21 protein-coding genes and 1 pseudogene are annotated in these 21,772 nt (G+C 47.5%); 19 read left to right on the top strand and 3 right to left on the bottom strand.

What is annotated here, in order from left to right:
- Positions 1-75: 75 nt before the first annotated feature.
- The 16 genes from rapA to V4C51_RS06005 all read left to right on the top strand — a co-directional run bounded on the left by rapA (position 76) and on the right by V4C51_RS06005 (position 17,844).
- Positions 76-2,955, top strand: coding sequence for an RNA polymerase-associated protein RapA (gene rapA, locus V4C51_RS05930; protein ID WP_330925217.1), 2,880 nt, complete (start codon positions 76-78; stop codon positions 2,953-2,955).
- A 598-nt stretch (positions 2,956-3,553) separates the two neighbouring features.
- Positions 3,554-4,396, top strand: a complete 843-nt coding sequence (locus tag V4C51_RS05935; protein WP_330925218.1) for a hypothetical protein — start codon at positions 3,554-3,556, stop codon at positions 4,394-4,396.
- A 626-nt stretch (positions 4,397-5,022) separates the two neighbouring features.
- Positions 5,023-5,247, top strand: coding sequence for an AbrB/MazE/SpoVT family DNA-binding domain-containing protein (locus V4C51_RS05940; RefSeq protein ID WP_330925219.1), 225 nt, complete (start codon positions 5,023-5,025; stop codon positions 5,245-5,247).
- The gene (locus tag V4C51_RS05945; protein ID WP_330925220.1) at positions 5,207-5,659 is read left to right on the top strand and encodes a PIN domain-containing protein; all 453 of its coding nucleotides are present in this window, start codon (positions 5,207-5,209) and stop codon (positions 5,657-5,659) included. The genes V4C51_RS05940 and V4C51_RS05945 overlap by 41 nt, the downstream gene beginning before the upstream one ends.
- A gap of 755 nt (positions 5,660-6,414) precedes the next feature.
- A complete protein-coding gene (gene gspC / locus V4C51_RS05950; RefSeq protein ID WP_330925221.1) occupies positions 6,415-7,296 on the top strand; it encodes a type II secretion system protein GspC in 882 nt (293 codons plus the stop codon).
- A 17-nt stretch (positions 7,297-7,313) separates the two neighbouring features.
- Positions 7,314-9,470, top strand: a complete 2,157-nt coding sequence (gene gspD / locus V4C51_RS05955) for a type II secretion system secretin GspD (protein WP_330925222.1) — start codon at positions 7,314-7,316, stop codon at positions 9,468-9,470.
- Positions 9,448-10,944: a type II secretion system ATPase GspE gene (gene gspE / locus V4C51_RS05960; protein WP_330925223.1), complete on the top strand. Its 1,497-nt coding sequence runs from the start codon at positions 9,448-9,450 to the stop codon at positions 10,942-10,944. Before gspD ends, gspE begins: the two co-directional genes overlap by 23 nt.
- Positions 10,945-10,946: 2 nt before the next feature.
- Positions 10,947-12,182 (top strand): type II secretion system inner membrane protein GspF, encoded by a 1,236-nt coding sequence (gene gspF / locus V4C51_RS05965; protein ID WP_330925224.1) that lies wholly within the window; start codon positions 10,947-10,949, stop codon positions 12,180-12,182.
- A gap of 55 nt (positions 12,183-12,237) precedes the next feature.
- Positions 12,238-12,684: a type II secretion system major pseudopilin GspG gene (gene gspG, locus V4C51_RS05970; RefSeq protein WP_330925225.1), complete on the top strand. Its 447-nt coding sequence runs from the start codon at positions 12,238-12,240 to the stop codon at positions 12,682-12,684.
- The gene (gene gspH / locus V4C51_RS05975; RefSeq protein ID WP_330925226.1) at positions 12,677-13,291 is read left to right on the top strand and encodes a type II secretion system minor pseudopilin GspH; all 615 of its coding nucleotides are present in this window, start codon (positions 12,677-12,679) and stop codon (positions 13,289-13,291) included. Before gspG ends, gspH begins: the two co-directional genes overlap by 8 nt.
- Positions 13,288-13,665, top strand: a complete 378-nt coding sequence (gene gspI / locus V4C51_RS05980) for a type II secretion system minor pseudopilin GspI (RefSeq protein WP_330925227.1) — start codon at positions 13,288-13,290, stop codon at positions 13,663-13,665. Before gspH ends, gspI begins: the two co-directional genes overlap by 4 nt.
- Positions 13,662-14,312 (top strand): type II secretion system minor pseudopilin GspJ, encoded by a 651-nt coding sequence (gspJ, locus tag V4C51_RS05985; RefSeq protein ID WP_330925228.1) that lies wholly within the window; start codon positions 13,662-13,664, stop codon positions 14,310-14,312. The genes gspI and gspJ overlap by 4 nt, the downstream gene beginning before the upstream one ends.
- The gene (gspK, locus tag V4C51_RS05990; protein ID WP_330925229.1) at positions 14,309-15,307 is read left to right on the top strand and encodes a type II secretion system minor pseudopilin GspK; all 999 of its coding nucleotides are present in this window, start codon (positions 14,309-14,311) and stop codon (positions 15,305-15,307) included. Before gspJ ends, gspK begins: the two co-directional genes overlap by 4 nt.
- Entirely contained in the window at positions 15,304-16,554 is a 1,251-nt protein-coding gene (gene gspL / locus V4C51_RS05995) for a type II secretion system protein GspL (protein ID WP_330925230.1), read from the top strand. Before gspK ends, gspL begins: the two co-directional genes overlap by 4 nt.
- A complete protein-coding gene (locus tag V4C51_RS06000; RefSeq protein WP_330925231.1) occupies positions 16,551-17,057 on the top strand; it encodes a type II secretion system protein M in 507 nt (168 codons plus the stop codon). Before gspL ends, V4C51_RS06000 begins: the two co-directional genes overlap by 4 nt.
- Before the next feature lies 1 nt (position 17,058).
- On the top strand, positions 17,059-17,844 hold the full coding sequence (locus tag V4C51_RS06005; RefSeq protein WP_330925232.1) for a type II secretion system protein N: 786 nt from the start codon (positions 17,059-17,061) through the stop codon (positions 17,842-17,844).
- Between the two features lie 88 nt (positions 17,845-17,932).
- On the opposite strand, the gene V4C51_RS06010 is transcribed toward V4C51_RS06005, so the two are convergent.
- Positions 17,933-18,460 (bottom strand): hypothetical protein, encoded by a 528-nt coding sequence (locus tag V4C51_RS06010; protein WP_330925233.1) that lies wholly within the window; start codon positions 18,458-18,460, stop codon positions 17,933-17,935.
- Between the two features lie 56 nt (positions 18,461-18,516).
- On the opposite strand from V4C51_RS06010, the gene V4C51_RS06015 reads away from it, so the two are divergent.
- Positions 18,517-18,783: a helix-turn-helix domain-containing protein gene (locus tag V4C51_RS06015; protein WP_330925234.1), complete on the top strand. Its 267-nt coding sequence runs from the start codon at positions 18,517-18,519 to the stop codon at positions 18,781-18,783.
- On the opposite strand, the gene V4C51_RS06020 is transcribed toward V4C51_RS06015, so the two are convergent.
- Positions 18,780-19,391 (bottom strand): Yip1 family protein, encoded by a 612-nt coding sequence (locus tag V4C51_RS06020; protein ID WP_330925235.1) that lies wholly within the window; start codon positions 19,389-19,391, stop codon positions 18,780-18,782. The two genes, V4C51_RS06015 and V4C51_RS06020, sit on opposite strands and share 4 nt — an antisense overlap.
- Before the next feature lie 321 nt (positions 19,392-19,712).
- On the opposite strand from V4C51_RS06020, the gene V4C51_RS06025 reads away from it, so the two are divergent.
- Both V4C51_RS06025 and V4C51_RS17915 read left to right on the top strand, forming a co-directional pair.
- Positions 19,713-20,600 carry a glucosaminidase domain-containing protein gene (locus tag V4C51_RS06025; protein WP_330925236.1) on the top strand — a complete coding sequence of 296 codons (888 nt, stop codon included), beginning with the start codon at positions 19,713-19,715 and terminating at the stop codon, positions 20,598-20,600.
- A 613-nt stretch (positions 20,601-21,213) separates the two neighbouring features.
- A pseudogene (locus V4C51_RS17915) lies at positions 21,214-21,387 on the top strand (C2H2-type zinc finger protein); the annotation flags it as partial.
- 170 nt (positions 21,388-21,557) lie between these two features.
- Here V4C51_RS17915 and V4C51_RS06030 read toward each other — a convergent pair.
- A partial coding sequence (locus V4C51_RS06030) for a hypothetical protein (RefSeq protein WP_330925237.1) occupies positions 21,558-21,772 on the bottom strand: 215 nt, incomplete at its 5' end.

Raw genomic sequence — 21,772 nt, forward strand, 5'->3', positions numbered from 1 at the left:
TCATCCCTATGGCGTTATGGCAATGAAATCCGCTAATATAGTCCACTTTTGTCTGGCAAGGTCAGCAGTCAAAACATGACGAGTTTCGTTCCTGGACAGCGCTGGATCAGCGATACTGAAACCGAACAGGGCTTGGGCACCGTGCTCACCCTCGACGGTCGCATGGTCACGCTCTTTTTTCCCGCAACGGGAGAGATGCGCACTTATTCTGTTAATAACTGCCCACTGACACGGGTACAATTTAATCCAGGTGATAAGGTCGAAAGCCATGAAGGCTGGACTATCACTGTTAACCACGTTGCTGAAGATCAGGGTCTTTTAACCTATACCGGTGTGCTCGATGATGGGCAACCCAGAGAGCTACCCGAATCCAGCCTGGGAAACTTTATCCGGTTTAACAAACCTCAGGATCGCCTGCTGGCTGGTCAAATCGACCAGAACAGCAATTATTCTGTGCGTTACAAAACCCTGCGACACAACCATCGCCTGAGACAGTCAGCGGTCAGAGGACTTATTGGCCCCCGGGCCAGCCTGATTCCCCACCAGCTACATATAGCCCGAGAAGTGGCTCACCGCCATGCCCCCAGGGTCATGCTTGCCGACGAAGTCGGTATGGGCAAAACCATTGAAGCGGGCTTGATTGTGCATCAACAGCTAATCAGTGGCCGGGCCTCCCGGGTACTGGTTGTCGTACCGGAAACCCTTCAGCACCAATGGCTGGTAGAGATGCTCCGACGCTTCAACCTGCGCTTCAGCTTGTTTGATGAAGCCCGTTGCAACAGCATGACTGAAGACAACCCCTTTGTCAGCGAGCAGTTGATTCTGTGCAGCCTGAATTTTCTGTGCGACAGCCCTGCCCGGCAAGAGCAGGCTCTGGCCGCTGGATGGGACTTAATGATTGTCGATGAAGCACACCACCTGGTCTGGTCCGATGAAGCACCCAGTACCCAGTACCGCTGTATTGAGAACCTGTCCACGCGGATTCCCGGACTCCTTTTGCTAACAGCAACCCCTGAGCAAATGGGCATTGAAAGCCATTTTGCCCGCCTGCGGCTTCTTGACCCGGACCGTTTCCATAGCCTGGAAGCCTTTAAAGCCGAAGAAAGTGCCTATGAGCCAGTGGCCAATGCTGTGCAGCACTTGCTGGATAACAGCGCACTATCTGAACAGTCCAGAAAAGACCTGACGCACTTTCTTGGCGAAAGCTGCAAGCCTCTATTGACTCAATTTGAGACTGGCACCCCCGAAGAGCAGGCGTCGGCTCAGCATCAGCTGTTAAGTCAGCTGCTTGATCGCCACGGCACTGGACGGGTTTTATTCAGGAATACCCGTACGACTGTGGGTGGATTCCCTGGCCGGGTGGTTCAGGCTTATCCACAACCTTTGCCCGAGCTTTACCAGATTGCCCTGGAAGAAGAGCGCGAAGCTGAGCAGCAGATCCACTTCAGCCTATGCCCTGAGCTGGCCTATCAGGCACACATCACCGTAGATGATATGGACCCCTGGTGGAAGATTGACCCACGGGTCGAATGGCTGATCAACCTGGTCAAATTGCTGAAAAAGCAAAAAGTGCTGGTCATCTGCTCTAAGGCAACCACGGCCCTTGACCTGGAAGATGCCCTGCGTATTCTGTCAGGGATTCCAACGGCAGTGTTCCATGAAAACATGACTATTGTCGAGCGTGACCGTGCCGCCGCATGGTTTGCTGATGAATACGGCGCCCGGATTATGGTGTGTTCGGAAATTGGCAGTGAAGGGCGTAACTTCCAGTTTGCCCATCATCTGGTATTGTTTGACTTGCCCGAACACCCGGACTTGCTCGAACAGCGCATTGGCCGCCTGGACCGGATCGGACAGTCAGAAACCGTTAAGATTCATGTACCGTATATTAAAGAAACAGCACAGTCAGTGTTATACCAATGGTACCACCACGGACTCAATGCCTTTGCTGACACCTGCCCAACAGGCAACAGTGTCCACCAGCATTTCCACGAGACCCTGACCCCTCTGCTGCTTCCTTGTGCTGCCATCAGTGATGCTGATCTACAGCCACTGATTGACGATACACGCAAGACAAACGATGCGTTGAAAGCCCATCTCCACAACGGCCGGGATCGACTGCTCGAGCTTAATTCCCGCGGCCTGTCTTCCAATGAAGATATGATCAACGCTATCAAGGAACAAGAAGAACCCAGGCAGTTAAAGCGCTTCATGGAAAAGCTCTTTGAAAGCTTTGGCGTGGAAGCGGAAGACCACTCAAAACACTGCCTGGTGGTTCGCCCCGGTAGCCATATGGTCACGGCTTTCCCTGAACTGCCTGCTGATGGTGTCACGGTTACCTTCGACAGGGCCATGGCCTTGTCCCGTGAAGACATGCAGTTTTTAACCTGGGAGCATCCCATGGTCAGCGATACCATGGACATCGTGTTAACCAGTGATATGGGTAACACAGCTGTTGCGCTGTTGAAGAACAAGGCATTAAAACCCGGCACCATGATGTTAGAGGCCATTTATGTGGTAGAAGCCAGTGGTGATAAGACGTTGCAACTGGATCGTTATTTGCCAGCCACGCCGGTACGCTGCCTCATTGACCCAGGTATGAATGACCTGGCGCAGAAAGTGGCTTTTGACACCCTCAATGCCCAACTTCACCCGCTAAAAAAAGGCATGGCAAAAAAACTGGTTAAAGCACAGCGAAAGCCCATCCTTAAACTGCTGGACAAAGCAGAAGCCTCCGTCAAGACATCCGTTGAAGGCATTGTTGCTTCTGCCTGCCAGGCACTATTGGCGGATGTTGCTGACGAGATTAAGCGACTGGCAGCGCTGAAAGCCGTTAATCCCAATGTGCGCGATGAAGAGATAGAACATCTTAAACAGCGGGCAGCCGAGGGGTATCAATGCCTGAAAAAGGCCCTGTTGCGACTGGATGCGGTTCGGTTGATGGTGGCGGGGTAACGTGCCAGAAACGTAACCGCCTGCCGTAGTGCAGCGGTTACAGCTTTCAAAACGGCTTCTCAGAAACAGTCTTAAAAGTCTGCCCGTAGCGAGGACTGCGAGAAATGGAGGATAAAAAGTCGCTTTTGTGAGGAAAGCAGGAGCATGACTTTTAAGGCTGCTTCTCATACCAACGGCTTTTTCTAACTGGCGAAATGGGCATGGCAAGGGGGCGCCTGAGGGTAGAAACGGCAAATAAAGCCTGCTGTTGCGAGGCGTTTAAAAATAGTACTTGTGTTCAAATTATCAGCACAATAGCGTAGCTAGGAGCCTGTACGAGAATAGACTGCGCTACTGCGGTTGCGATAAATTGATCAGGCTCCTAGCATAGGCCATTGGTATCAACCCTGTACCCTGAATCCAGATTTAACCGCCGCTTCTTATTCAAAACCTGTACACAGCCAATTCGCCATTAATCAATTGACCCTTAAGAAACAGCACTACTTTACAGAAAACAAGAACAAGCTATAAATAAACCAACGATAAACAATACTGTCGTGATTGCTTTGAGCATATGATTTTATTTTCAAACAAGTAAAGAAAGAAGTAAGGTTGTTCTATGATAAACACTGTTTTCAGCCAGATAAAAAATATGGCCTTACTATTGTTTTCCTTTTGTTTTTTTAACACGCTGAGTGCTGACGATAAGTTCTACACACGTGAAAGCGGTAAAAAAATAATCATAACAACGGAAAAAAACCTGTTTCGTTTTATAAGGGATGAATGGATTATAGATGATCAGGGGGCAATCACATTAATTCCCAAAGGTAGCATACTGGCAATAGCGGTGCCAGCGAAATATGACAAACCTCATTTTTCAAAGAATCCTTTTTCCAGGGCCGCTTATAAAACTGCAATGCTGCCACTGGAAAATCAACGGTGGCCTGGCTGGATAAAACAACCCGAAAGTAACACCGACGGTCAATATGACGTAGATTCAGTCATAGATAATAATGAAGAACGCTTCCTTTTTCTGGAACCCAATAAAATGAGTGAATTATATACCTATAAAAGAAAGAAAGCACTTGAACAAATTCTCTGTATTCTCACGCCATCAAACATCCAATTTGTAAAAAAAGAAACGCGCGGCAATATTTCTTATGGCATATCCACTATAGACCATAGCAGAACCGCCTTTAATACCCTATTGACAAGAACAGTCCATTTATTTGAGGCTTCCTTCAACATAAATGAAAAAGAAACCTGTCAATATCAACTCATTTTTATTATGCCCGTTTATAATGAGAACGGTAAAAATTCTTTTTCAAACCTTTCCCGTAGCTTTTCATTGCTGAATATTCCAGAGTACATGAGCATCACCTGTATACTAATAGGGAAAATTCCCAAAAAAACAGCTCACGAGTCAGCAGAGAGGTTTGACTGGGAAATAACAACAGAGTAGAAAAACAGATAGTACATCTCATTGACTCAACAACCATCGACGTTAATCTCAATCTGTTTGAATGGGCACATTTTCAGAAAAACAAAAGTGGCACCAAGCTCCATACCCTGTACGACTCTCCACCAGGCACACCGGCCTTCTTTGAGCTGACGATGTATACGGGTCTAACCACCGCCCACGCTCCACCGTTAATTTGTTTTTGCAGGTATCAATTTTGCTGGTGCTCATTTTCTCCAAATCCGGGAAAAGAGCTGAAAAAGGCACAGGATACTGACGCTGAAATACGAGGGGAATTGGAGGCTGGTACGGATCAGGAAGGGTTAATTAAGCCGCTTTTGGCTTCTGTCTGTATAAGAAGCAGTCTTAAAAGTCATGCTCCTACTGCGGCTGCGATAAATGGGTCTAAAAAGCCGCTTTTGTTCGTCAAATAGTCCCGCTATTCTCCTCACAAAAGCGACTTTTTATCCTCCATTTCTCGCAGTCCTCGCTACGGGCAGACTTTTAAGACTGCTTCTAAGTGAAAAAGGCAGATAAAGATGAGAAATTTATAAATTATTCCTTACCATTTGAATAAAGTAAAGAATTAGGCTACCTTTACCATGTGTTAAATGTAAAGAGTTGAAGATATGCCTAAAGTCAGTGCCAAGCGGCAAATAACCCTGCCAGCCAACCTATGCAATGAGCTTGATATTCAACCTGGTGATGAAGTAGAAAGCTTTGTTGCTGATGGGCAGCTTACTATTATCAAAAAGGAAAAAGGTGCTGCAAAAGGCATTATGAAGCACATTAAAGTAAAGAGTGATATGACTGATGAAGAATCTTTGCAAAGTGCCCTCCATGATCGCCATTGATAGTAATGTGTTGTTACGCTTCATCCTTGAGGACGATCAGGAGCAGACTGAGCAAGCGGAAAGGTTGATAGAAGGCCGTGAAAAGGTGCTTGTTACTGACACGGTACTGGTGGAAACTTTATGGACTCTCAGAGGTAATAAGTACAGTTTAAATAGGCAAGAAATCTCTGAAACAGTGCTGTCTTTATTCAAACAGCCTAATCTTCAGTTTGAGGATGGTCAAGTGGTCTGGAAGGCGCTGAACGACTACAAGAAATCTAAGACAGTGAAAGGCAAAAGGGCTGACTTTCCTGATGCTCTGATCGTCAACAAGGCTCGTTTTGTGATCGAAAATAAAGGTGAAGCCTTTAAAGGATCATACACCTTTGACAAGGCTGCACAACAACTGCCTGGTGCGAAAAAACCAGAATAATAAGCATTGTGTGGGAAAACAGCTCGCCACAGTGGACCAGCCATAGCACCCCTAACAAGAAAAAACGTACGTCCAACCCCTGTTATCGTTTTGCCGATTATTTTTTAGAAGTTGTTCATGGTCTTTTATGAAAAGCAAAACCCATGAGAAAACCTGCCTGTTTTTCAATTTTCTGAGAGCCAGGTGGTGCTATGTAACGAAGAAAAGCCCAAGGCAGGCGCCTTTTATCGGCAATTGCAGCGCATAAAAGAGTATGAACAGCTTCTTACACCGTGGCCTTTTCCGGGAGCCTGTCGGACTTAAGACAATGTCGGCCTAAAATCCAGAAAGTGCGGCCAGAATTTCCGATCAATTTGCTTAAATAGGTCAACTATTCGCACAAATTGATCGAAAATTCTAACTTGCCCTACTGAATTTTATGCTCGAAAGCATAAGTCCGACAGGCTCCTGGCGACTGAAATAAGTATGGCAAGCTGAACATCAAAAAAGACGAAGTGATGGGTAAAGCCTGCTATTGCGAGGCGTTTCACCGCAGAGTTCCTGTTCAGGCTCTCAGCGTAATAGCCTAGTTAAAACAACTCATTCATGTTAGACAACCAACAATCCCTTACAAAAAAAGAAGGCAGTGAAGTATTTTAACTAAGGTACAAATAAGGCAGAATAGCCAGCTCAAAGGATATAGCTATAAATTATATCAATGAACAAACGACTCGCCGGAATGACTCTGGCAAGAGGACGCAGATAACGGAAACTTGATGCTAGCAAACTTCCAACATCACACGAACAATGCCCGATGGCTTGCGCGCGTCAACCCTTTGCTTCGCACGATAAAAAAAATATCTGGTCAGCAATGGGCTCTTATGGCAACACTGTTTCTGGTTATCATCCTGGCCAGACAACTGGCTGAACTCACTTGGCAGTTAGTCCCGCAGAAACCTGTCCACCCACACTGGCAGGCAACGGTTTCTTCAGTCCCCGGTCCACACTCATCATCTTATGCAAGCCTTAATAATCTGCACCTCTTTGGTCAACCACCTACAGAAAATATCAAGCCACAGATCGCGCCAGAAAACGTTTCAGTCACGCGCCTTGCCGCGCAACTAACCGGTGTCGTTTATAGTGCTGAGCAGTCACACTCTCTGGCCATTATTAAAACCCAGGGCAACGATACAACCTACCGCATAGGTGAGAGCCTCGAAGGCACTCGCGCCAAGGTGTATGAGATTTACCCTGATCGCGTAATACTCCTGAACAATGGCCAGCTTGAATCCCTGTTGATGTACCCCGATGAAGAGAACCAGCAGCCAGGTTACAGCATCCGGCCAACACCACAATCCGTAAAGCAGGCTATCGCCAGGGTTCGCGAAAATCCGGCATTATTATCTGACATCATTCAAATCACGCCTGCATTAGCCAATGGTGCATTAGAAGGCTACCGCATAGCACCTGCGAAAAAACCTGAACTTTTTACACAGCTCGGACTTAAAGCCGGAGATGTGGCTGTTGCGATAAATGGACACGATCTTACCAATCATCGCGAAGCCATGAAAATCATCACCTCCCTGCCAGAGCTTAACACTATTTCCCTGACCATTGAGCGGGAAGGTAAGATCTACCAGATTGACATTGCCTCATGATAAGAAGTAAAGCATTCATGCCAGCCTATTCCCGACTGACCTCAAGCATCAGGGCGATGACCGCTGGAATATGCATCGCCAGCGCCCCAGCTGTGGTTAACGCTGCCGATGAGCCCGTCTCGCCCCCTGCGTATAATCTGAGTCGGCAATATTCTGCCAGTTTCGAGAATGCGGATATCAAAGAATTTATCAACACCGTTAGCCGAAATCTGAATCGCACCATCATTATTTCCCCTGAAGTGCGGGGAACCATTACTGTACGATCTTACGACACATTAAATGAAGAACAGTACTATCAGTTCTTCCTTAGTGTTCTTGACGTATACGGCTTTGCCGCAATCTCAGAGCAAAACGGGGTAATAAAGGTCATACAGGAAAAGGATTCAAAAACATCTGCAATTCCTGTTGGTGATCCAGGTAGTAACAGTAAGGGCGATGAGGTCGAAACCTGGGTAGTACCTGTAAAGAATGTCCCTGTGCGAGAACTCTCACCGCTGCTGCGGCAAATGATTACCTCCACCGGCAGCGTCGTCCATTACGATCCTTCTAATATCCTGTTAATGACAGGCCGTGCCAACAACCTGCAACGCCTGGCTGAGGTGGTTCGCCGCGTTGATAAAGCCGGGCTGGAAAGCACCAGAATTGTGGCATTAAAACATGCCTCCGCGTCAGAAATGGCACACATTCTTCAGACTATTTACTCCGGCAAGGGCAGAAAAAGACCAGGTTCTAACCCGCCTATTATCATCGGCAATGAAAGCAAAAACCAGCTGATTCTCAGTGGCAGTCCCGAGATGCTGCTGCGAATGACGGCGCTGGCGGAACAGTTGGATGCCGAACAGGAGTCGACGGGCAATACCCGTGTCTTTTATCTGAACTATGCCAAAGCCAAAGACTTAAAGCCCGTTCTCGAAAGTGTTGGAAAAAGTGTACAGAACGAAAAAAGTGCCGCTGCCACTAGAGCCTCTGCTCCGGGCTTACAAAATTTCAGTATTGAAATCCACGAAGGCACAAACTCCTTGATAGTGTCTGCGCAACCCGATGTGATGCGGAGTATAGAGGGAGTCATCAAACAACTGGATATCCGTCGGGCACAGGTTATCGTTGAGGCCATGATTGTGGAAGTATCAGAGGGTAATGCCGCAAGTTTGGGTTTTCAATTTGCCAATGAAGATGGTTCAACCATGATGCAGTTTAACAATTTTGGCGCTCCTATAGGAGAGCTTATTTATGCAAACCGAGAGGCAGAAGACAAGAAAGGTACAGTGATAGATGACAATGGGGAAGTACATGAAACAACGGAATCAGGGAATCTGGAACCCCTTGCCAGTGTCTTGAGCAAGATTAGCGGTGCGGCAGTCAGCATCTCTGCTGGTGACTTTACCGCCTTTTTACAGGCTGTAGCGACGGATCAAAATTCTAACGTATTGGCCCGCCCAAGCCTGATGACACTGGACAATCGAAAGGCCACTTTTATGGTGGGAGAAGATGTACCCTTGCTGACAGGCTCTCAGGCTTCGTCTAATGGCAACTCAAACCCTTATCAGACCGTTGAGCGTCACAAGGTCGGCACTATGCTCGAGTTGACCCCACAGATCAATGAAGGCGACTCTGTCATCCTTGATATCAAACAAACAACCTCCGGACTTAATGGTACAACAGATGTTGATGTCAAGATTTCGGAACGGGAAATAACAACAGCTGTTCAAGTGAAAAGCGGCCAGATCATTGCTCTTGGGGGAATGATCCAGGAACAGGTTAACGACAGCGTGTCTAAAATACCCCTGCTTGGTGATATTCCTTTCATTGGACAGCTGTTTCGTTCAACAAACAGCGTGAAATCAAAAACCAACCTGATGGTCTTTATCCGTCCGACCATCGTTCGAGATGATGAGTCACTGACCTCCATAGCTGGACGAAAATACACATTAATGCGTGCGGCACAGCTTGATAAGAGAAGCGAAGGTATTCCCTTGTTACCTGAAGCTGAAACACCTCTGCTACCCGAAGACCCTTCTGATGCTGAAGCCTGGTTTAACACTGCCCGCAAAAAAATGGGGTCAGATTCCCTGCAACAGGCCAACGAACGCATGAACAGTATTGGTGACAAAGAAGAGCAACCTATCATGGGCACCAATGAGGACTCAGCCAATGACACAAGCGCTGCCCAGTGATGCTATAGCGCTGGGAATAGAAATCCCGTTTGCTTATGCCCGCAAGTTTAACCTGTTCCTGACAACTGATGAGCAGGGACAATCCTGCGTATTCACTAAAGGAGAACCGACCCTTGCCGCCCTGATGGAAATCCGTCGGCGGGTAGGTGATCGGCTTATAGTTGAGACACTAGCTGACAATGACTTTGAAAGACGCCTTGAGCTGCACTATCAAAAAGACTCTTCAGTTGCACGACAGTTAATGAACGACATCGGCAATAATGAAGAACTCCATTCGCTGGCAGAAGAACTGCCAGAAAACGAAGACCTGCTGGAGGCTGACAATGGTGCTCCCATTATTCGTCTGATTAATGCCATGCTGGGTGAAGCTATTAAAGAAGGTGCTTCTGATATTCATATTGAGACCTTCGAGAATATACTGCTCGTCCGCTTTCGTATTGATGGGGTTCTGCGGGAAATTCTACGCCCCCAGCGAAAACTGGCTGCGGTACTGGTATCCCGTATCAAAGTGATGGCGAAACTGGATATTGCTGAAAAGCGCTTACCGCAAGATGGTCGTATTTCTCTGAAGCTTGGTGGCCGGGCAGTGGATGTTCGAGTATCCACCCTGCCATCGCGCCACGGCGAACGGATTGTTATGCGGCTGCTCGACCGTAGCAGCGTCCAACTGGATCTATCCAGCCTGGGCATGACCAACAGCATCTGTGACGATATCAGTGAACTGCTGAAAAAACCCCATGGGATCTTATTAGTCACAGGCCCCACCGGCTCGGGTAAAAGTACGACACTTTATGCTGGCATCACCGCTATCAATAGCATTGATCGCAACATCATGACCGTTGAAGACCCCGTGGAGTATGACCTTGAAGGTGTTGGACAAACACAGGTCAACCCCAAGGTCGACATGACCTTTGCCCGTGGACTGCGCGCGATTCTGCGACAAGACCCTGATGTCGTTATGATTGGTGAGATTCGAGACCTGGAGACTGCCGAAATTGCTATACAGGCATCATTAACCGGCCACCTCGTTCTGAGCACGCTGCACACCAATACGGCAGTTGGTGCGGTGACCCGAATGCGAGACATGGGGATTGAGCCATTCCTTCTTGCATCGAGCCTGTTAGGCGTACTGGCACAACGACTGGTTCGTACCCTTTGCGCAGGCTGTCGTCAACCGCGTCAACCACTGGAATCCGAAGTTAAACTGATGAGTCTTAAGCCCCATGAACTCCTATGGAGATCTGATGGCTGTGAGTCTTGCAATTTTACCGGGTACCGTGGCCGAACAGGTATTCATGAGCTGGTGCTTGTCAACGACACTATTCGTCGATTGATACACGATGGTGCATCAGAACAGCTTATAGAAGAAGTTGTCAGAAAGCAGTGTGCCAGTATTCAGTGGGATGGTTTCCGTAAAGTTCGTGATGGCATCACGTCCCTGGAAGAAGTGTTGCGCGTCACCCGGGAGGAATAGCCATGGGTGTGTATACCTATGAAGCCCTTGACAACAAAGGACAGAAGAAAAAAGGGGTACTGGAAGCCGATTCTCCTCGGCAACTTCGTCAAAAACTGCGTGCCGACGGGCTTGCTGCCGTCGCCATTAACGAAGCGGAAGAACAACAGCAAAAATCATCGGGAGAAACCACAACACCTCGAAAGTCGCTGTTTGTCCGCCGTGTTTCTGATTCTGAAGTAGCATTAGTCACCCGTCAGTTAGCGACACTGGTGGCTGCCGGGATTCCATTAGAAGAATGCCTGCGGGCACTTGCTCAGCAAATACAAAAGCCGCATCTGAAATCATTGATTTCATCCGTGCGCTCTCGCGTGCTGGAAGGCCAAACACTGGCTGACAGCATGGCAGCTTACCCCAGGGCTTTTGATACGCTGTACCGTGCGATGGTAGCCGCCGGTGAAAAATCCAGCCACCTTGATACGGTTCTGGAACGGCTGGCGGATTACACGGAACACCGTCAGAAAATCAAAGGCCAGTTAATGCAGGCTATGATTTATCCGGTCATTTTAACACTGGTTGCCATTGGTGTTGTTACCGCTCTGCTTACTACAGTAGTACCCACTGTGATTGAACAGTTTGCCTATATGGGGCAGAAGCTGCCTGCCATGACTCAATGGCTCATTGCCATCAGTGATTTTACCCGCAACTACGGCCTGCATATTGTCGTAAGTATTCTAATATTACTGGTCATACGTCAACGGATGTTAAAAAAAACAGCAATAAGAATACGCCATGACCGATTAATGCTAAAAGCGCCAGTGGCCGGCAATGTGTTCAGTAGCATCGACTGTTCCCGGTTTGCCCGTACCCTGAGCATTCTTACCAGTAGCGCTGTCCCCTTACTGGAAGGTATGAAAATTTCCGCCAATGTCCTCACAAATACCCATATGCGTGATGCCCTGAAACAAGCTGCAGACCTTGTCCGGGAAGGCGCCAGCTTATGGCGTGCCCTGGAGCAAACCCAGCTCTTTTCGCCCATGATGCTGCATATGATTGCCAGTGGTGAAAAATCCGGTGAACTGACTGCCATGCTGAGCAGGGCTGCTGATAACCAGGATCAACAGTTTGAGTCACAGGTTAATATTGCTCTAGGCGTCTTTGGACCTTTATTAATTGTACTAATGGCTGGTGTCGTTTTATTTATCGTCATGGCTATTTTGACGCCAATGCTCGACCTGAACTCCATGGTCGCTGGTTAATGGTTAACCAGAAAATAAACAGGCAATCTTTCAAAACAGACAGGTAACTCTTCCTATGCAACACACTCATAAAAACACGCTAGAATATCAGCAGTCAGGTTTTACCCTGTTAGAAATCATGGTGGTTATCGTGATATTGGGGGTACTGGCCAGTATGGTGGTTCCCAATATTCTTGGCAATAAGGAACAGGCTGACCATCAAAAGGCCGTCAGCGATATCGTGGCGCTGGAAAATGCTATGGATATGTACAAACTTGACAATAGTTCCTACCCATCAACCCAGCAGGGACTGGAAGCACTGGTGAAAAAGCCTTCCGGTTCACCTGAACCTCGCGCTTATCGTGAAAATGGCTACATTCGTCGTTTACCACAAGACCCATGGGGTAATAATTATATCCTGCTAAGCCCCGGTGAAAATGGTCCGATCGATATTTTCTCAGCTGGCCTCGATGGTCAGGCTGGCACCGATGACGATATCGGTAACTGGAATTTGGATGCCTGAAATGATGGTTCAGCCCTGTCAGAAACAATCAAACGTCACAGTCATAAAGCAGACAGGATTTACCCTGCTGGAGATTATGCTGGTGTTGATTTTGATAGGGCTTTCAGCCTCTGCCATTCTCCCGGAACTCTCAGGTAACGATAGCAGTACAGCATTACGAACAGAAGCCAGACGCTTTGCCGCCCTTTTGCATATGGCCCACGAAAAAGCCATCACAACAGGTACAGAGCTTGGCGTTGAGATTAAAAACAATCAGTATACCTTCTTGCGGTGGCAAAAAAATCAGTGGGTACCATTGGTCGGTTACCGTTTATTCAAACCTGTTACCTTAAATGAAGCCTTTAACCTCTCGGTAAACCCCGGCGAAAGTATATGGCGGGGAGCGTTGGAGAGGGAGAACAATCAGCAAATACAAACACTGCTTGATAAAGCCGATGAAGAAAAAAATAACCAGAAAAAACCATCATTGTTTATCTGGTCCAGCGGTGAGTTTTCCCCCGCTGAAATTCATTTCAGCCAACGAACAGGCACTGCGCTGGCATACCGTGTCACTGTCTTTGAAGAAGGCGGTATTACTGTCACTGACAGCACTGGGGCATCCCTATGAGTCCAAGCAGGAAAGTAACCGGGTTTACCTTGATTGAAGTGCTGATGGCCATGGCTGTTCTGGCACTGGCAGGTATTTCAATGCTCGGCCTGTCCAGTGAGAACACTCGAAACTCCGTTATCATAGAAGAAAAAATGCTGGCTAGCTGGGTTGCGGACAACAAGCTTGTGGCGATTCGGCTGTTAAAAAAATGGCCCCCCACACACTGGCAAAAAGAAGAGCAGGAATTGGCTGGCCGGACCTGGTATATACGTTCCCGTAGTGTTAAAACGACACAGGACGATTTTCGCGGCATTGATGTTGAAGTGCGTAAGAGTCCCAACACGGAAAGCCCCCCACTGGTCATTATGCAAACGTATATGGTGCAGGGATGAGCTATCGATACGACAATTCCCATCGCTGGCGCTTCCAGAAGGGCTTTACCCTCATAGAGATGCTGGCAGCCATTGCCATTTTTGCGTTAGTGAGTCTGGCCTCCTGGCAAATTATGCAAAGCCTGCTCCGTAACAGGGACGTTGTTTTGGCACAGCACGAGCGTATGCAGAAACTGCAATATGCCCTGTTAATTATCGAGCAGGATTTTCGGCAGATTATTGACCGTGGCCCACGAGTCAATGGTAAGGTCTCTGAACAAAGCCTGTTTTCCAGTGACACCATGCTCGATACCGATGACCAGGCCATCACATTTGTTCGCGGTGGCTGGCATAACCCCAATAACCGTTTACCGCGCTCGACATTACAGCGGGTCTTTTACCGGTTAAAAGATAATAAACTAGAGCGCCTGCACGACTATGTACTCGATACGGTGGAAAATACAACGCCCGCCAGACGGGTATTACTTGAAGGTGTTACCGGGTTGACGTTTGAATTTTATGCGAAAGGTAAATGGCATAAGCAACTCGGAAAAAATAACGAACTCCCTGAAGCCATTGCTGTAGAACTGGAACTGGAAAACCTGGGTAAAATCAGACGCTTGTTTTTATTGCCTGCCTCCTGGAAAACACAGGAGCCGACCCAATGAGCATTCCTGTCACTCCTGTCAGAAAGCAGCAAGGTATTGCCTTACTGAGTGTTCTTCTTGCACTGACCCTGATGACGTTTCTGGTGACAGAGCTGACATTTTCGTTCAGAACACGCCTGCAAACCGTCACTGGTCGTCAACAACTGGATCAGGCCCGCTGGTATGCTTTGTCCACTGAAGACCTGGCCCGTAAAGTGTTGAAACAAAGCTTTAAAGAAGAACCCGGGGTGACTCACCTTAATCAATACTGGGCGATAAACTCTGAGCCTTTTCCCGTACCCCAGGGTGAGATCCATGGTCACATCATTGACCGTCAGGCCTGCTTTAACCTCAATGCCCTCGCTGGTATACCCGATGGCAATCAGCCTTCACCAGCCATCAAAGCATTTGGGCAACTTCTTGAATACCTGGAAATAGAGGACAGTTACTACATCGCCCACTCGACCCGAAACTGGGTTTCTGAACAATCGACAGGTTTACCCGGTGCGCAAGATAGCGATTATCAGGCATTACCAGTCCCTTACCTGGCAGGCCATACCTTAATGCGCGATGCCTCTGAGTGGCGAGCGGTAATGGGCGTTACAGCCCCTGTGGCTAACCGGGTAATGCCTTATTTGTGCGCCCTGCCAACGGATAAATTAAAGATCAACGTTAACACCGTTTCTGTTAAACAACCGGAGCTGCTAGCTGCCCTGTTTGGTAATAACCTGCCTGTGGATCAGGCACTGAGTATTCTGAAAGACCGTAATGGTATTGACGAAAACAGACGTAAGAAAAAGGTGTGGGAATCCGTTGACGATTTTTTAAAAGACCCCTTACTGGCAAACTTCAATACCAGTGACGCTAAAGACTTACTGACGGTTAATAGCAGCTATTTTGAGGTTCAAGCCACTGCCCGTTATAACAATGCTGAAGTCCGCATGGAAAGCCTGATGTTACGCAATGAAGACAATGAACTGTCGGTGATACGCCGCGCATTTGGAGGCGTAGAATGAAATCTCACCTAATTATCCGTTTACCGGAGCACGCGGAACAACCCGTACACTGGCAGAACTGGCCTGAGCAGACAGATGCCACCGACAACCACGGTATACTCGATAATACCTCACAATTAAATGTCTTGTCTGAAAAAGCGCGGGATACAACCGTTATTGTGCTTGTCCCAGCAGCTCAGGTGACACACCATCAACTGACTGTCAGCGGCAGAATCACGCCTGCAGTGATACAGTCACTGCCCTGGCGACTGGAGGAAGAACTCTGTGAAGATGTTGAAAATCTCCATTTTACCGTGCTCCACCAGCAAAAGCTCAATGGCGATAAAGGCGATAAAGGCGATGAAAATGACAGTCAATTGATAAGCCTGGCACTTGTCGCCAATAGCCAGATGGCACTGTGGCAATCGTGGCTCGAACAAGCAGACCTGAGCTCTCACCAATGGCTACCCGATGCCTTGGCCCTCCCTTGCGAGGGAGATACCTGCACATTGACTGAAATAAATAACAGCATTTTGTTCAAACAAAATACCCTGAACTTTGGTCACTGTGATCCTTCGTGGCTGTCTGTCTGTCTCAACCACCTCAAAGCCAGCAACGAAGACATGGCTATTCAGTCATTGTCCCCCATTGAAAACCCACTGATTACACCCGTAAAACCCACACCAACATCACCATTAGCACCACTGGCGCCTGTTGCTATCAATCAGTCCACTAATCTGCTTCACGGTCAGTGGCAACGAATTTCACCCAGGCTAATGGGGCTTAAACCCTGGCGAAAGGTCGCGGCATTAACAGCAGTTATACTGGTTCTCTCTGCGGGCCAGTCTGTGTTTCAAACTTATCAGTTAGAAAAAAAGGCAGCTGTCTTAAACTTTGAGTCTACAGCAATCTATAAGCAGTTATTTCCTGGCGAACGTGTTCAGGCTGTTGCTGTACAAATGCGTCAAAAGCTGGCGGAATTACAAGACAGCAGTCAACAGACCAATGGACTACTGGATACAATGACTGACTTGCAACCCGTATTTACTGACTTTATCCAACTGAAACCTGTCACTCTTGAGTATGAGAGTCGACAAAACACCCTGAGGATAGAAGCTAAAGCAAAGGACTTTGAAACCTTTACCCGCTTTCGAGACCAATCCACCGAAAAGCTCGGTGGAGAATACACCATTACCCTGGATGCTGTGGAGCGAAGTGATAAAAACACGGTGACAGGCATTCTGGTCATTTCAGGGAAAACAGTATGAGTTCCATCAATGACACCGTCGATACCCTGAAGCAGCGCTGGCAGCAGTTATCCCGGCGTGAACAGATTCTGGCCGCTGCCTCTGTGGCCACTATTGGCCTCTGGTTAATCTGGCAACTGATTATTATGCCCCTTGCTAATCAACAAACTGTGGCTGAAAAACGACTGGCGACCAGTGAACAGCAGTTGCAAAAAATCATTGAGCAAGCCAGTGCTATCGTTACACTGCGTGCCAAAGGGTCAAAGCCCAGGGTATTAATAAACACCCCAATGGATCGAGTTATTAACCAGACAGCACCTGAGTTCAAACTCACTGTTGAACGGGTAAAAACCTTGCAAAATGGCCTGGAGGTTGACATGGGTTCAGCCCAATTTGATCTGTTTATGGCCTGGCTGGTAAAACTTGAACAGGAAGGAGGCATCCGGGTGACTGATTTGCAGGTCAATGCCACGGACACACCAGGACAGGTGGAGATCACCAGGCTGCAGCTGGAGCGAAGCTAGTATGAAGGCATCCCGAAAATCAATCATACTCATAATAGCAACAGGCATCGTCGTTTATATGTACACTTTAGTGGCACGTTTACCTGCTGCCCTGGTCTATCAGTGGGCACACCCTTTTTTAAAAGGAATCACTCTGGAAAGGGTGTCTGGCACGTTGTGGTCAGGGCAGGTTGATCAGATCATGGTTCAGAACACGCCACAGCCCCTCCACCTGCCGAAAACAACCTGGCACATCAACCCTGCTGCATTGCTGACAGGAAAGTTATCAGCACACGTTCAGATGGGTTCCCTTTCCAGCCCGGTAGAAAGTGACGGACTGATTACGTTAAGTGCTGAAGGGCTGACCCTAACAGACTTTCAGGCAGACACCTCTGCATCATGGCTCAGTGGCCTGCTGCCTCACTCAACTATTCCGGGTGAGCTTTCTGCAAGAATTAATCTCTCCATAGATAATCTCAGGATGCAGGGTAACCAGTGCCAGGACCTGGCTGGCAATATAACGGTAACACAAGGACAGTTTACTTCTTCTGTTGGGAACTTTGATCTGGGAACATCCAAAATAGCACTAAGTTGTCAGAGTCAACAGCTAATGGCAATGATCAAGCAATCCTCCCCTGAACTCACGACAGAAGCCTCACTCTCCCTGTCAGCAGAGGGGCGCTATGGCATTAAGGGCACCATCAGCCAAGGTAGTAATACCAGTGATACATTACAACAGGGCCTTAGAATGCTGGGAAGACCTGATGCTGATGGTGATTACCCCATCAATTGGCAAGGGCGTATTTAATCCTGATGATGTCACATAGCTCCAGGAGCCTGTCAGACTTATGCTTTCGAGCATAAAATAATGGACTCGGCTATATTGTCAGGAATTGTCAGGAAACTGCCTGCTTCCTCCTATAGGCGACAATTGTTTTTTTCCAATGACCTCTCATCCAAAACACGGCATAACGTTTATGAAAAAAACTTGCTGTAATCTTTCCCCATGCGCCACACGACCCATCGCTACCGGTGGTGACAGGGCCAAAAACGAAACCAAGACGCACTTTATTTGTCGTAATTACGCCATCAAACGGGCGACGAGCAATCTTAGCTATTTCATTAAAATCCTCCCGACATGAAGTCGCTTCGACATTTGCGGCTGTAAACAGTATCGATAAGGGAAGGACAAAAAAGAGAATTTTTTTTCTCATAAGAAACTCCGATACAAAGCAATGACAGGTGGAGTTACGTAACGTAAATAAGACATGAATTCGACACGCTAAAAACACGAAAGCCTCAGTACAAGCTAACTTTTGAGTACCAAATTCCCAACTTGGCAAAACGGGAGGACGCTCGTTTTCATTGCCAGTGTATTCTGTTCTGTTGATGATTTCTGTCTGCTGTTTAAACAAAAGTGGCATAAAAATCTGATTTCTCAGAATATTAAGCCCGACTTTTTGCTCCCGGCTCTCCCTTGGTGAATTTACTACTATCGTCGTTTATTTCCATCAAAGTGGATACCGTAACTTCCAGGGCCTACAAATTCAGACTGGAGGTGACACCAGAGCAGTATGAACGACTTATGACGCTTTGCGGTACAGCTGGCTTTGTCTGGAATAAAGCATTGAGTATTTGCAATGAAAATGATGATCTGGCAAAACTCAAAGCCAGAAAATCAAAGCAATCCAGTTTGAGAAAGCCATGCTTCAAAAAGCGCAACAAAGATCAAAACAACCGTTCCTAGGAGCCTTGCACATACTCTGGGCCAACGCCCATCCCCCAAAAAATCACCGTGATGATCATCAATGAAACCAGTACCACCAGGCCAATACAAAGAATAGAACTTGCGTACAAAAAACCTTGTTCCCTGGGAATACCCATATAAATGGGCAAGCCAGTGTACAACAACCAGGCGGACACGGAAGCGGCCAGGATGCTGACGCTCATCAATAGCCAAAGGGAAGGGTATAACCCGCAAATGCCAGCAAAAAACAAAGGAAGGGCAGCGTAACTACTAAAGGTAATACAATGAGACAGGTCGGTTTTGGTGTTGAAGGTTTGGCTCATCCACTGGATTGCCCAGCCCATAATAGCGATGCCGGCTAACATGGCCAGCCACGCGAGTATAGCCATTGAGCGGGCGCTATCTTGTGACAGACGGGTAACCATGTCGCTGCCGGGTAGTTGCCAACCTACTGTCGTCGTACCGTAATAGGTGCACAGCGCGGGAATGGCTGCCAGCCAGATCACCCGACCCAGGTACAGGGATAAAATACGCGGCGGTGTGTCTCTGAGAACTGACCATGCTTGTTCAGGTTTCGTCATTAATCCCCAGACATGAGTGAACATCATATGAACTCTCCCTGCCAAGTCTTGGTGAGCTATGGGCAAAAGTCTTCACAATCAAGCAACCTGCATCAGGGGTTTTTGTTTATGGTGTCCGTCGGTGCCGATGATGAGTATTGGTATTGTTAAACTTCCCCGTTACACACTCTACAAGCCTATGGCGTCGTTTATTTGTTATTATGGGCAGCCGCAAGTTTGGTACGTTGTTTCACAATACACAAGGGACGCATACCGGAAACGCCTGCTACCATTAGTTTGTACTCAACCAATCAACTTGTAAAGACCTGAAAAATCTACTGGAAAAATCTACTGAAAGGCGTGACTCGGATGCTGACAAAACTGGATAGTGTGATGTTGTCGATATTGTCGTTGGTTATTGTTGTAAGTCAGGTTAATGATTCTGCCGGGCTGAATAAAAACACTTCCGGGCCACTGGTCGAGAAACCAGCCTGCCAGAATACCCAGAAAGCGCTTAACGTCGCTAAGCAGGCATCACCTCAATCCAGTCAGTTAGCACCTTGCCCCGAATTGCCAGCCAGTAAGCTGCCAGATTTCTCTGGAATTTCCGATGTTCGTGTAAAAAAACAGGCGTTTTTTGACTATATGCTGCCCATCATAGAAGCAAGAAACGCCTCCCTGAAAGAGCTGCGCAAGCGCATCAAGGAGCTGGCTGAAGCAAGTCAGCGCTCACCTGATGACATTAGCTGGCTCAGGGATATTGCCAACGTGTATGAACTGAAAACCGAGGAATACATTTCTAAAGAATTTTTTGATCAGCTACTACAGCGCGTAGATATTATCCCACCGTCTTTGGCTTTAGTTCAGGCCGCCAATGAGTCTGCCTGGGGAACATCCCGTTTTGCACGCGAGGGAAATAACCTTTTTGGTCAGTGGTGCTTCAGTAAAGGGTGTGGACTGGTTCCCAGTGCCCGACCGGCCGGTGAAACCTATGAAGTTAGAAAATTTGATGGTGTTGCCCAATCGGTTCAATCTTATATGCATAACTTGAATACCCAACATCAATATGCCAGTTTAAGGGAAATTCGAGCCAATAAACGTAAAAATCATGAGCCGGTGACAGGCCCAGCCCTGGCCTACGGATTAAGTGCTTACTCCATTCGTGGCCTGGAATATGTGGAAGAGTTACTGGCGATGATTCAGGTGAATAACTTATTGAACCTGGACCATCAGGCAACAACAATAAGTCAAAAATAAGACGCTGTTCAGATCGCTATTATACCAATCGCCTTTTCTAACTACGGTATAACTGACCATTTTCGAGAGCATAAGCTGGTCAATCGACCGGCTTCTCCACACAATTTATTCCAAGCCTCGCAACAGCAATCAACGATATGCTCATAACCATCAAATGCCTTATTGGATAAATCATGCTCTCGCATCCATTCCCACAGCCTTTCTGAACTGTTCAACTCAGGAGCACACGGTGGCAAGTGAAGAAGGCTCAAGTTTCTATATATAATCAGCCATGTGTCGTAGATAATTTGCAAGCTCTGATTTTTTCCGAAAATGCTCCGGCATAGTCGGGAAATCGATTATTTTTGTCATGTTTTTTTTATTCCCCTTAGAACTTAGGCATTGACAAGGTAGGCCGCTTCGCGGCGGCTTTCCTTCCGTGCCAATGAAAAAACTCACCGCTCACCAAAAACACCGTATTATAGTTCTCTTCATTTACGGATATACTAGAATTTAAGCCACTCGCCAGAGATGTGCTGACTGCTAAATAAAAAGTGAGAGGGCCATGCCTAACACTTATACCTGTTATCTTTGCAATAGAGCTTTTTCACAGAATAGCGATTTCACCAGTCACATGCGAATCCATACGGGGGAGAGACCTTACAGCTGCCCCGCCTGCGGGAGAGATTTTTCACGGAGGAGCCATCTCACCAGTCACATGCGAATCCATACGGATCAGAGACCTTACAGCTGCCACGCCTGCGGGAGATCTTTTTCACGGAGTAGCAATCTCACCAGTCACATGCGAACCCATCATATCCGTGAGAGACCTTACAGCCGCCCCACCTACGGGGAAACTTTTTCACGGAGTAGCGATCTCGCCAGTCACATGCGAACCCATACGCCTGCTGCTCTAGAAGAATGTTATATTTGTTGTGAATCATATCATCCAAACTTATTCGTGCAATATCCATGTAATCATAAGATATGCGGAGGGTGCCATAGGTCTCTTCCAAGTCCTAGATGCCCATATTGCCGAGGGCCAGCTATTATTATACCAAGTACAAGCACGGAGCAGTTACCTAATGGACAGATCGCTACCTGTACATCCCATACACTGACAACCAGTCCTGATTTTGTGACCACCGTATCTCGTATAACCACTCCCACCGCCAGCGCGACGGTCACCACAC

It is taken from the genome of Candidatus Sororendozoicomonas aggregata (assembly GCF_031528575.1).
Lineage (GTDB): Bacteria > Pseudomonadota > Gammaproteobacteria > Pseudomonadales > Endozoicomonadaceae > Endonucleibacter > Endonucleibacter aggregata.